General features: G+C 69.9%; 13 protein-coding genes. 9 read left to right on the forward strand and 4 right to left on the reverse strand.

Annotated features, from left to right (window positions below):
- The 8 genes from bamA to AACH10_RS10055 are packed head-to-tail and all read left to right on the forward strand — an operon-like array spanning window position 1 to window position 7,756.
- A complete protein-coding gene (bamA, locus tag AACH10_RS10020) occupies window positions 1–2,319 on the forward strand; it encodes an outer membrane protein assembly factor BamA (RefSeq protein ID WP_341410247.1) in 2,319 nt (772 codons plus the stop codon).
- The gene (locus AACH10_RS10025) at window positions 2,319–2,858 is read left to right on the forward strand and encodes an OmpH/Skp family outer membrane protein (protein WP_341410248.1); all 540 of its coding nucleotides are present in this window, start codon (window positions 2,319–2,321) and stop codon (window positions 2,856–2,858) included. Before bamA ends, AACH10_RS10025 begins: the two co-directional genes overlap by 1 nt.
- A 12-nt stretch (window positions 2,859–2,870) precedes the next feature.
- Window positions 2,871–3,932 (forward strand): UDP-3-O-(3-hydroxymyristoyl)glucosamine N-acyltransferase, encoded by a 1,062-nt coding sequence (gene lpxD / locus AACH10_RS10030; protein ID WP_341410249.1) that lies wholly within the window; start codon window positions 2,871–2,873, stop codon window positions 3,930–3,932.
- Complete coding sequence (fabZ, locus tag AACH10_RS10035) at window positions 3,929–4,402, forward strand: 3-hydroxyacyl-ACP dehydratase FabZ (protein WP_341410250.1); 474 nt, start codon at window positions 3,929–3,931, stop codon at window positions 4,400–4,402. Before lpxD ends, fabZ begins: the two co-directional genes overlap by 4 nt.
- A gap of 23 nt (window positions 4,403–4,425) precedes the next feature.
- Complete coding sequence (gene lpxA / locus AACH10_RS10040; RefSeq protein ID WP_341410251.1) at window positions 4,426–5,220, forward strand: acyl-ACP--UDP-N-acetylglucosamine O-acyltransferase; 795 nt, start codon at window positions 4,426–4,428, stop codon at window positions 5,218–5,220.
- Between the two features lie 10 nt (window positions 5,221–5,230).
- Window positions 5,231–6,382 carry a lipid-A-disaccharide synthase gene (lpxB, locus tag AACH10_RS10045; protein WP_341410252.1) on the forward strand — a complete coding sequence of 384 codons (1,152 nt, stop codon included), beginning with the start codon at window positions 5,231–5,233 and terminating at the stop codon, window positions 6,380–6,382.
- Window positions 6,351–6,980 carry a ribonuclease HII gene (gene rnhB, locus AACH10_RS10050; protein WP_341410253.1) on the forward strand — a complete coding sequence of 210 codons (630 nt, stop codon included), beginning with the start codon at window positions 6,351–6,353 and terminating at the stop codon, window positions 6,978–6,980. The genes lpxB and rnhB overlap by 32 nt, the downstream gene beginning before the upstream one ends.
- 5 nt (window positions 6,981–6,985) lie before the next feature.
- Window positions 6,986–7,756, forward strand: coding sequence for a TrmH family RNA methyltransferase (locus AACH10_RS10055; RefSeq protein WP_341410254.1), 771 nt, complete (start codon window positions 6,986–6,988; stop codon window positions 7,754–7,756).
- 61 nt (window positions 7,757–7,817) lie between these two features.
- Here AACH10_RS10055 and AACH10_RS10060 read toward each other — a convergent pair whose 3' ends face one another.
- From AACH10_RS10060 to AACH10_RS10075, 4 genes are all read right to left on the reverse strand, one after another.
- Window positions 7,818–8,156: a type II toxin-antitoxin system PemK/MazF family toxin gene (locus AACH10_RS10060; RefSeq protein ID WP_341410449.1), complete on the reverse strand. Its 339-nt coding sequence runs from the start codon at window positions 8,154–8,156 to the stop codon at window positions 7,818–7,820.
- Window positions 8,157–8,158: 2 nt separating this feature from the next.
- On the reverse strand, window positions 8,159–8,404 hold the full coding sequence (locus AACH10_RS10065; protein WP_341410255.1) for a hypothetical protein: 246 nt from the start codon (window positions 8,402–8,404) through the stop codon (window positions 8,159–8,161).
- A gap of 100 nt (window positions 8,405–8,504) precedes the next feature.
- Entirely contained in the window at window positions 8,505–9,311 is an 807-nt protein-coding gene (locus tag AACH10_RS10070) for an SDR family NAD(P)-dependent oxidoreductase (RefSeq protein WP_341410256.1), read from the reverse strand.
- Window positions 9,312–9,352: 41 nt separating this feature from the next.
- Window positions 9,353–10,255: an IclR family transcriptional regulator gene (locus tag AACH10_RS10075; protein ID WP_341410257.1), complete on the reverse strand. Its 903-nt coding sequence runs from the start codon at window positions 10,253–10,255 to the stop codon at window positions 9,353–9,355.
- A gap of 167 nt (window positions 10,256–10,422) precedes the next feature.
- On the opposite strand from AACH10_RS10075, the gene AACH10_RS10080 reads away from it, so the two are divergent.
- Window positions 10,423–11,595 (forward strand): acetyl-CoA acetyltransferase, encoded by a 1,173-nt coding sequence (locus tag AACH10_RS10080; protein WP_341410258.1) that lies wholly within the window; start codon window positions 10,423–10,425, stop codon window positions 11,593–11,595.
- The last annotated feature ends 52 nt before the right edge of the window (window positions 11,596–11,647 follow it).

Below are 11,647 nucleotides of genomic sequence, written 5' to 3' on the forward strand. Positions count from 1 at the left end.
ATGCTTCCGTTCGCACCTGATCGCTTCTCCGATCGACTGTTCCGTCCCGCCGCCGTGGCGGTCGCCGCCGTGGCGGCGCTGGCCGCCGCGCCCGCCGCGCAGGCCATCGAGCCCTTCGCGCTGGCCGACATCCGTGTCGAAGGCCTGCAGCGCACCGACCCCGGCACCGTGTTCGCCGCGCTGCCCTTCCGCATCGGCGACACCTACACCGACGAGAAGGCCGCGGCCGCGCTGCGCGCGCTGTTCGCCACCGGCCTGTTCAAGGACGTGCGCATCGAGATCGAAGGCCGCGTGGCCGTGGTCATCGTCGAGGAGCGTCCGGTCATCGAGGCGGTCAGCTTCGTCGGCCTGAAGGAGTTCGACAAGGACACGCTGGTCAAGTCGCTGAAGGACGCCGGCATCGGCGAGGGCCTGCCCTTCGACAAGGCCCTGGTCGACCGCGCCGAGCAGGAGATCAAGCGCCAGTACCTGTCGCGCAGCCTGTACGGTGCCGAGGTGGTGACCACCATCACGCCCACCGAGCGCAACCGCGTCAACGTGACCTTCACGATGACCGAGGGCGACGCCGCCAAGATCAAGGAGATCCGCATCGTCGGCGCCAAGGTCTTCAGCGAGAGCTCGCTGCTGGGCCTGATGGACCTGACCACCAGCGGCTGGCTGACCTGGTACACCAAGAACGACCGCTACTCGCGCGCCAAGCTCAACGCCGACCTCGAGACCCTGCGTTCGCACTACCTGAACCGCGGCTACCTCGAGTTCGCGATCGACAGTGCTCAGGTCACGATCTCGCCCGACAAGCAGGACATCGCCATCACCATCACGGTGCGCGAAGGCCAGCCCTACACCGTGACCGGGGTGCGTCTGGTGGGCGACTACCTGGGCCGCGAAGAGGACTTCAAGCGCCTGGTCAGCATCAAGCCCGGCGAACCCTACCGCGCCGCCGTGGTGACCGACACCACCAAGGCCTTCACCGACCTGTTCGGCACCTACGGCTACGCCTTTGCCCGCGTGGACGCGCGGCCCGAGATTGACCGCGCCACCGGCCAGGTGGCCGTGGTGCTGGTGGCCGAGCCGCAGCGCCGCGTGTACGTGCGCCGCATCGACGTGGCGGGCAACACGCGCACGCGCGACGAGGTCATCCGCCGCGAGTTCCGCCAGCTCGAATCCAGCTGGTACGACGGCGAGCGCATCAAGCTCTCGCGCGAACGCGCCGAGCGCCTGGGCTACTTCAAGGACGTGACCGTCGACACCAACGAGGTGGCCGGCACCGCCGACCAGGTCGACCTGGCCTTCAACGTCACCGAGAAGCCCACCGGCAGCCTGATGCTGGGCCTGACCTTCTCCAGCGCCGACCGCCTGGCGCTGACCGCGTCGATCCGCCAGGACAACGTGTTCGGATCGGGCAACTACCTGGGCCTGGAGGTCAACACCAGCCGCACGGCCAAGAGCCTGGTGTTCTCGACGGTGGACCCGTACTTCACCGTGGACGGCATCTCGCGCGCCATCGACCTGTACTACCGCACCTCGCGGCCGTACAACAGCCTGGGCGACCAGTACCAGATCGCCACGCCGGGCGGCGCGGTGCGCTTCGGCGTGCCGTTCTCCGAGTACGACACCGTGTTCTTCGGCATCGGCGCCGAGCAGACGCGCATCGGGGCCAACACCGGCATCCCGAACTCGTACTTCGACTACCGCTACCGCTACGGCGCCAACTCCACCGCCTTCCCGCTCACCATCGGCTGGGCGCGCGACCAGCGTGACAGCGTGCTGTCGCCCAGCGCCGGCAAGTACCAGCGCGTGAACTTCGAGTGGAGCTTCGCCGGCGACGTGCGCTACACCCGCACCAACGCGCAGTACCAGCAGTTCTTCCAGCTGTGGCCCAAGTTCAGCCTGATGGTCAATGCCGAAGTGGGCTGGGGCGCCGGGCAGGGTGGCCGTCCGTACCCGGTGTTCAAGAACTTCTACGGCGGCGGCCTGGGCTCGGTGCGCGTGTTCGAGCAGAACTCGCTGGGCGTGATCGATCCCACCGGCGCCTACGTGGGCGGTGCGCGCAAGATCAACCTGAACACCGAGCTGTACCTGCCGGTGCCCGGCACGGGCAACGACAAATCGCTGCGCCTGTTCGCCTTTGCCGATGCCGGCAACGTGTGGCGCGAGGGCGAGCGCATCACCACCGACAGCCTGCGCTCGTCGGCCGGCCTGGGCTTGTCGTGGGTGTCGCCGGTGGGTCCGCTGAAGATGAGCTGGGGCGTGCCGTTGAAGAAGCAGCCCACGGATAGAATCCAACGTTTCCAATTCCAGATCGGGACCGCGTTCTGATGATCACTCGAGCCTTCAAGTCGCTGACGAATTCTCTGCTGGTCGCGGGCGCGCTGGGCGCGGCGCTGGCCGTGTCGGCACCGGTCCAGGCGCAGGAGCTGAAGATCGGCTACGTGAACAGCGAGCGCGTGCTGCGCGACGCTGCACCGGCCAAGGCCGCGCTGGCCCGCATGGAGCAGGACTTCGTCAAGCGCGACAAGGACCTGAACGACCAGGCCGCCAAGCTCAAGGGCGCCGCCGACAAGCTCGAGAAGGACGCGCCCACGCTGGCCGAGGCCGAGAAGAACCGCCGCCAGCGCGAACTGGTCGAGCAGGATCGCGACCTGCAGCGCAAGCGCCGCGAGTTCCAGGAAGACCTGAACCAGCGCCGCAACGAAGAGACCGCCGCCATCGTCGAGCGCGCCAACAAGGTCATCAAGCAGATCTTCGAGACCGAGAAGTACGACCTGATCCTGCAGGATGTGGTCTTTGCCGGCCCGCGCGTGGACATCACCGACAAGGTGATCAAGGCCCTCAACGCCGCTGCGGGCGGCAAGTAAGCCTTGGCCGCCGTGCCGGGCCCGGCTCGGCTGGGCGACATCGTGGCGGCCCTGGCGCCGGCCTTCGGCGGTGAACTGGTCGGCGACGCCGATCTGCCGATCACCCGCCTGGCGCCGCTGGACGAGGCCGACGCCACCAGCATCGCCTTCCTGGCCAATCCCAGGTACGCCAGCCAGCTGGCCAGCACGCAGGCCGCCTGCGTGATCGTGGCGCCAGCCCAGCGCGACGCTGCAGTGGCGCGCGGTGCGGCCATCGTGGCCGACAACCCCTACCTGTGGTTCGCCCGCCTCACCCAGTGGTGGGCGGCGCGCACCCGTGCAGTGGCCGCTGTGGGTGTGCATGCCAGCGCGGTGGTGGAAGCCGGTGCGCGCATCCACGCCACGGCCTCGGTGGGCCCGTGGGTGTATGTGGGCGCAGGCGCCGAGATCGGCCCCGGCGCGGTGATCGGCCCGCACGGCCACATCGGCGCGGGCGCCGCAGTGGGCGAGGGCACGCGCCTGGCCCCGCGCGTCACGCTGATGGATGCCTGCCGCATCGGTGCGCGCGGCATCGTGCATTCGGGCGTGGTGATCGGCGCCGACGGCTTCGGCTTCGCGCCCGAGGTGCGGGGCGACGATCAGCACTGGGTCAAGATCGAGCAGCTGGGCGCGGTGCTGATCGGCGACGATGTCGAGATCGGCGCCAACACCTGCATCGACCGCGGTGCGCTGGCCGACACGGTGCTGGAAGACGGCGTCAAGCTCGACAACCTGATCCAGGTGGGCCACAACGTGCGCATCGGCGCGCACAGCGCCATGGCCGGCTGCGTCGGCATTGCGGGCTCCGCGAAGATCGGCCGCCACTGCACGGCCGGCGGCGGCGCCATCATCCTGGGCCACCTGGAGCTGGTGGACCATGTGCACATCACGGCGCACACCGTGGTCACGCGCTCCATCCTCAAGCCGGGCCAGTACAGCGGCCTGTTTCCCATCGACGACAATGCGTCCTGGGAGAAGAACGCCGCCACGCTGCGACAGCTGCACACGCTGCGCGAGCGTCTGCGCGCCCTCGAGAAACGATCCCCCGCACCATGACCGAGACAAGCACCGCCCCCGCCATCGCCGTGATGGACATCCACAAGATCCTGAAGAAGCTGCCACACCGCTACCCGATCCTGCTGGTCGACCGCGTGCTCGAGCTGGAAAAGGACAAGCGCATCAAGGCGCTGAAGAACGTCTCGATCAACGAGCCCTTCTTCCTGGGCCACTTTCCCAACCGCCCGGTGATGCCCGGCGTGCTGATGCTCGAAGCCCTGGCCCAGGCGGCGGCGCTGCTGAGCTTCGAGTCGATGGGCGCCGAGCTCGACGACGACACGGTGGTCTACTTCGTCGGCATCGACGGCGCACGCTTCAAGCGCGTGGTCGAACCGGGTGACCAGCTGATCCTCGAGGCCAGCATCGACCGTGCCCGCGCCGGCATCTACAAGTACAAGGCCCGCGCCAGCGTGGCCGGCGAGACCGCGGTCGAGGCCGAGCTGATGTGCACGATGCGCAAGGTGTCCTGAGCCCTCACGACCGGACGCCCCGCATGACGCGCATCCACGCCACCGCGATCGTCGACCCGAAGGCCGAACTGGCCGAGGATGTCGAGGTCGGCCCCTACGCCATCATCGGCCCGCAGGTGCGCATCGGCGCGCGCACGGTGGTGGGCGCGCATGTGGTGATCGAGGGCCGCACCACCATCGGCTGCGACAACCGCTTCTACCCGTCCAGCTCCATCGGCGCGATGCCGCAGGACATGAGCCACGGCGGTGAGATCACCGCGCTGGAGATCGGCGACCGCAACACCGTCCGCGAGTTCTGCACCTTCAACACCGGCACCTTCAAGGAAGAAGGCGTCACACGGGTGGGCAGTGACAACTGGATCATGGCCTACGTGCACATCGCGCACGACTGCCAGGTGGGCAACCACACGATCCTGGTCAACCAGGCCACGCTGGCCGGCCATGTGCGCGTGGGCGACTGGGCCGTGGTGGGCGGCCTGTCGGGCGTGCACCAGTTCGTGCGCATCGGCGCCCACGCGATGATCGGCTTCCAGGGCCATGTCTCGCAGGACGTGGCGCCGTACATGACGGTGGACGGCAATCCGCTGGCCACGCGGGCGGTCAACCTCACCGGGCTGAAGCGCCGCGCGTTCAGCGACGAACGCATCGCGGTGATCCGCAAGATGCACAAGCTGATCTTCCGCAACGGCCTGCCGCTGGCCCAGGCGCAGACCGAGATCGAGGCCTTGCGCGGGCAGGGCAGCGGCGAGGGCGATCAGGACATCGCGCTGATGCTCGGCTTCCTGTCCGACGTCGGCAAGCGCGGACTGGTGCGCTGAAGACCTGCCCATGAATGCGCCTGCGGCTCCCCGCCTCGCGCTGGTGGCCGGCGAGGCCTCTGGCGACCTGCTCGGTGGCCTTCTGCTGGCCGGCCTGAAAGCGCGCTGGCCGCAGCTGCAGACCGGTGGCATCGCCGGCCCGCGCATGCAGGCCCAGGGCTGCGAGGCCTGGTGGCCGCACGAGCGGCTCAGCGTCTTCGGCTATGTGGATGCACTGAAGCGCCTGCCCGAGCTGCTGCGCATCCGCCGCCATCTGGGCGACCGCCTGCTGGCCGAGCGGCCCTCGGCCTTCATCGGCATCGATGCGCCGGATTTCAACTTCGGCCTGGAGACACGGTTGCGCGAAGGCGGTCTGAAGACCATCCACTTCGTCTGCCCGTCGATCTGGGCCTGGCGCGGCGAGCGCGTGGCCAAGCTGCGCGCGGCGGCCGACCATGTGCTGTGCCTGTTCCCGTTCGAGCCCGAACTGCTGCAGCGCCATGGCGTGGCCGCCAGCTACGTGGGCCATCCGCTGGCCGATGCCATCCCGCTGGAGGTGCCGCGCGCGGCGGCGCGTGCCAAGCTGGGCCTGGCCGAAACCGACACGGTCGTGGCCCTGCTGCCGGGCAGCCGCCGCAGCGAGATCACGCACATCGCGCCACGCCTGCTGGCCGCGGCCGCGCTGATGCAGCGGCAGCAGCCCGGCCTGCGCTTCGTGATGCCGGTGGTGCCGGGGCTGGGTGGCCTGGTCGAGCCCCTGATCGCCCAGCACGCAAAAGACGTGGCCATCGAGCGACTGGATGGCCAGTCGCATGAAGCGCTGGCTGCCTGCGACGTCACGCTGCTGGCCAGCGGCACGGCCTCGCTGGAGGCGGCGCTGTTCAAGCGGCCGATGGTCATCACCTACCACCTGGCCTGGCTGAACTGGCAGCGCATGAAGCGCATGCGCTACCAGCCCTGGGTGGGCCTGCCCAACATCCTGGCGGGCAAGTTCCTGGTGCCCGAGCTGATCCAGGACGAGGCCACGCCCGAGGCCCTGGCCCGCGAAGGCCTGGCGCTGCTGGACGATGCGCCGCGCCGCGCGGCGCTGGAGCGCCGCTTCACCGAGATCCACCACCAGCTGCGTTGCAACACCGCGCAGCGTGCCGCCGATGCCATCGCGCAAGTCATCGAAACCCGTTGAGCCGGTGCAGCTGGGCCTGACCTGGGACGGCCCCGGCCTGATCGCCGGCGTCGACGAGGCCGGGCGCGGCCCGCTGGCCGGCCCGGTGGTGGCGGCCGCGGTGATCCTGGACGATCTGCACCCGATCGCCGGCCTGGCCGACAGCAAGGCGCTGACGGCCAGACGGCGCGAGAAGCTGTTCGACGAGATCCGTGCCAAGGCGCTGGCCTGCTGCATCGCCGAAGCCAGCGTCGAGGAGATTGACCGGCTGAACATCCTGCACGCCACCATGCTGGCGATGAAGCGCGCGGTGGAAGGCCTGCGCCTGGTGCCGCACAAGGTGCTGGTGGATGGCAACCGCCTGCCGGTGCTGAAAATGCCGGGCGAGGCCATCGTCAAGGGCGATGCCAAGGTCAAGGCGATCTCGGCCGCGTCCATCCTGGCCAAGGTGCACCGCGACCGGCTGTGCGACACGCTGCATGCCGAGCACCCGCAGTACGGCTTCGCCACGCACAAGGGCTATCCCACGGCCGAGCACCTGGCCGCGCTGCGCCAGCATGGCGCCTGCCCGCAGCACCGCCGCAGCTATGCGCCGGTGCGCGCGGTGATCGAGGGTTGAGCGCGATGGACGTCCAGACCCTCACCTCCCGCGACAACCCGCTGCTGGTGGCGCTGCGCAAGCTGGCGCGCGATCCGGGTGGCTACCGCAAGGCCGGCCTGGTGTGGCTGGAGGGCGATCATCTGTGCCGTGCCCTGCTGGAGCGCGGGGGCCAGCCGCAGCAGGCGCTGATCACGGACAAAGCCTGGCATGAGCGGCCGGCACTGCGCGCGCTGGCCGAGGCCGCACCCAAGGTGCGGGTGCTGCCCGAGCACCTGTTCGATGGCCTGAGCGGCCTGGAGTCGCCGGCCGCACTCGGCTATGTGCTGGCCGCACCGGAGGCGCCGGCCATCGACGCCCACGCCGCCAGCGTGGTGCTCGATCGCGTGCAGGACGCCGGCAACGTCGGCAGCATCCTGCGCAGCGCGGCGGCTTTTGGCGTCACTCAGGTGCTGGCCCTGCGTGGCACGGCCGCGCTGTGGTCGCCCAAGGTGCTGCGCGCCGGCATGGGCGCGCATTTCGGCCTGAGGCTGATCGAGGGCCTGGGGCTCGACGACCTGGCCACGCTGCAGGTGCCGCTGGTGGGCACCTGCCTGGCCACCGCGCACCTGCTGCCGGCGGCCGCTCTGCCCGTCCCCTGCGCCTGGGTGCTGGGCCATGAAGGGCAGGGCGTGGCGGCCGAGCTGCTGGCGCGCTGCGCGCTCACCGTGCGCATCCCGCAGCCGGGCGGCGAGGAGAGCCTGAACGTGGCCGCCGCGGCGGCCGTGTGCCTGTACGAGTCGGCGCGGCGCGCCTAGCCAGCGCCTAGCCAGCGCCTGGGCACCGCCGCGGGCCATGCGGCTAGGCGGCTGTCGCCGTTCAGCCGGGTTCGTTCAGCAGGGCGATCAATGCCTCGCACACCCGCTGGTGAGCTGCAGGTGTGAGTTCTCCGGCAATCGACTGAATCAAACCAGCATTTGCCGTGAACAGCTTGGCCGGCCGGGCAAAGCTCATCAAGTGCAGGCCGCCGCTCGCAAAGTCGTGCTCGGACAGCGGCACCGCCTGGGGATCGGCGTAGGGCCTGCTGGTGATCTGGCACAACAGCCAATCTTCACGTCCGGCATCGGCCAGCACCAAGGCGGGCCGCAGCTTCTGCGCCGACAGATCCGAAAACGGGAAGGGCAGCAGAACCACCCGCCGGCGAGCAATCGCCAGCACGCTCAAGCCGTCGACGCCGGTGGTTCTCCTGCCGGCCCCTTGGGCTGAAGATGTGCCCAGGCCGCGTCCTCTTCGTCGCGCAGCCAGTCGACAGCCAGGCTGTGCTGGCTGAGGGCCGCGCCGCTCGCCGCCTCGTCCACCGGCTGGGTGAAGGTGACCAGCACCCGCTGGCTGCCGGTGAGGTGCACTGGCTCCAGAAAGCGCAATGCGCCATCGGCTTGCAGAACGGCTTCAACGGTGGTGAGCATGGGCAGTCCTGGTGGACGCATCGCTGCGGGATGCGCGGATTATCCGCGCATCGGTCGACCTCGACTCGCCCCGTCTCTTGGTGCGGCGTGACTTGGTGAATCAGCCCTGAGCCGCGTTCTTGCGCAGCGTCGGCAGGCCCACGCCGGCGGCGTCGAAACCGCCATCCACCGCCAGCACCTGACCGTTCACGTAGCTGGCGGCCGGGCTGCACAGGAAGCCGACCGCGTTGGCGATTTCCTCGGTGGTGCCGTAGCGGTTCAGCGGGATCACGTCGTGGTAGTCGGAGCGGATCGCCACGCTGTGCACCAGCTTGGCCATCTCGGTTTCCACCGGCCCCGGGGCGATGGCGTTGACGCGGATGCCCACGGTGCCCAGTTCGGTGGCCTGCTGCTTGGTCAGGTGGATCAGCGCGCCCTTGCTGGTGCCGTAGGCCACGCGCAGCGTGCTGGCGCGCAGGCCCGAGATGCTGGCGATGTTGACCACCGCGCCGCCGCCGTTCTTCTTCATCACCGGCGCCACGGCCTGGGTGCACAGGAAGGGGCCGTTCAGGTTGGTGCCCAGCACGGTCTGCCAGTCGGTCCAGGTGGTCTCGCCGATGGGCTTGAACACGGCCACGCCGGCGTTGTTCACCAACGCGTCGATGCGGCCGAAGGCGGCCACGGTCTGCTCGGTGGCGGCCTGCACCTGCTCGGGCTGCGACACGTCCATGTGCACGGCCAGCACGCGGGCGGGGTCGTTCAGCTCGGCGGCGGTGCGGCCCAGGGTCTCGGCGTCGATGTCCCACAGCGCCACGCGGTGGCCGTGGGCCAGGAACCAGTGCGCCACGGCCAGGCCGATGCCGCGGGCGCCGCCGGTGACCACGGCCACGGGGGCTGCACTGGCGGACGAGGGGTTGGAAGAGTTCATGGGTGTCTCCGTTCTTCGGGTGTTGGGTGGGCTGCGGCAGTCTAGGCAGGGTGGGGGCGGTCCAGCGTGGGCATCGCTGCAGGCCCGCTGTGCATGCCGTCGGATGGGTCGCGGGCCTCGGCGGCCTGCAGGCTCACCAGTTCCTGGCTGGCCTGCATCAGGCGGTTGGCCAGCGCGCTGCGGCGCGCGGGCTGCAGCCGCGGCTCGATGGCGGCCAGGCTGATCGAGGCCACCGGGCGCTGCTGCGCATCCAGCACCGGCACGCCGATGGCCCAGCTGTTCTCCAGCACCAGGCCGGGGTTCAGGCAGTAGCCCTGGGCGCGGGTCTCGTGCACCAGGCGCCAGATGGCCTCGTCGGTGCAGCCGGGGTACAGGGTGGCGCGCGCTGCGGCATTGCGCGCCAGGATCTGTGCCACCGCTTCATCCGACAGTGCGGCCAGCATCGCGCAGCTGCCAGCGCCCACGCCCAGCGGCCAGCGGTCGCCCGGCTTGACCAGCTGGTTGCGGATCGGGAAGTCGCCTTCCACGCGGCTCAGGCAGATGCTTTCGATGCCGTGCAGCACGGTGAAGAACACCGTGTCGCCCGACTCCAGCGCCAGCGCGCGCAGGGCCGGCGCGGCCAGGCGCTGCAGCGCATAGCTGGGTTCGGCGGCCAGGCCCACCGCATAGGCCTCGGGCCCCAGTCGGTAGACGCCCGAGGCCGGGTCGTGCAGCACGAAGCCCTCGTCCACCAGCGTGCGGGTCAGGCGGATGGCGGTGCTCTTGTTCAGGCCCAGGCGGCGGCCGATCTCGCCCATGCGCAGGCCGCCCGGGCCCACACGCGTGAGCAGGCGCAGCACCGACAGGCCGCGGCGCAGGGTTTGCGCGCCGGCGGTCTCCTGGCCGGGCAGTTCGCTGCCGGCTGCGGCGGAATCTGGCGTTAACCCGGAGTCGGGTGTCCACATATTGAACCTGTTTCTGCGCCACCTAGGGCAAAGGCGGGTGGTGGCTGCGCGATTGCTGCCTAGAATTTTTCCGGAATCGTGTGATGAATGGCCCAGGGCTTACCCGATCGCCAGGTGCACATATTGAACCAATTTGGTCTGCCACGGCGGGCCGCAGGAGTCTCGCCATGACCAAGGCCGCCCACATCGTCGGCTGGGGCCACACGCCCTTCGGCAAGCACGACGCGCTGGATCTGGAGCAACTGTTCCGCGACGCCGCGCTGCCCGCCATCGCCAGCGCCGGCCTGGCCCCGGCCGACATCGACGGCGTGTTCGTCGGCCACTTCAATGGCGGCTTCGTGCGGCAGGACTTCAGCGGCGCCTTGGCCGCGCTGGCTGTTCCCCAGTTGCGCCATGTGCCGGCCGTGCGGCTGGAGAACGCCTGCGCCACCGGCTCGGCCGCCATCTGGGCCGCGCTGGATGCGGTGCAGAGCGGGCGCCTGAAGCGCGCGCTGGTGGTGGGCCTGGAGAAGATGAACACGCTGCCCAGCGCGCAGATCGGCGAGGTGCTGCTGCGCTGCTCGTACGTGAAGGAAGAGGGCGACACGCCCGGCGGCTTTGCCGGCGTGTTCGGCCAGATCGCGGGCGCCTACTTCGAGCGTTTCGGCGACCAGAGCGATGCGCTGGCGGCCATCTCGGCCAAGAACCACGCCAACGGCGTGCGCAACCCGCTGGCCCACATGCGCCGTGATCTGGGCTTCGACTTCTGCCGCAACGCATCGGACAAGAACCCCTTCGTCGCCGGGCCGCTGAAGCGCTCGGACTGCTCGCTGGTGAGTGATGGCGCCGCCGCGCTGGTGATCAGCGCCGAGCCGCTGGCCGGCGCGCAGGTGCCCGCCGTGCGCTGGCGCTCGCGAACCCAGGTCAACGAGTACCTGCCGCTGTCGCGCCGCGATCCCACGCGGCTGGAGGGCGCGGCGCTGGCCTGGCAGCGCGGCCTGGCCGATGCGGGCGTGGGCCTGGACGACCTGCGCTTCGTCGAGACGCACGACTGCTTCACGATCGCCGAACTGCTGGAGTACGAGGCCATGGGCCTGGCGCCGCAGGGGCAGGGCGCCCGCGTGATCCTGGATGGTGTGAGCCGCTTCGACGGCAAGCTGCCGGTCAACCCGTCGGGCGGCCTGAAGTCGCGCGGCCACCCGATCGGCGCCACCGGTGTGTCGCAGCATGTGATGGCGGCCATGCAGCTGTCGGGCACTGCGGGCGACATGCAGCTGGGCGATGCGCGTCTGGGCGCGGTGTTCAACATGGGTGGTGCGGCGGTGGCCAACTACCTGAGCATTCTGGAGGCGACGGCGTGAGCGGGCCGAGCGCTGGGCCGCTCCCGAGCCGGCCCGCCATCCCCTCGGGGGA

It is taken from the genome of Pseudaquabacterium inlustre (assembly GCF_038066595.1).
GTDB lineage: Bacteria > Pseudomonadota > Gammaproteobacteria > Burkholderiales > Burkholderiaceae_C > Pseudaquabacterium > Pseudaquabacterium inlustre.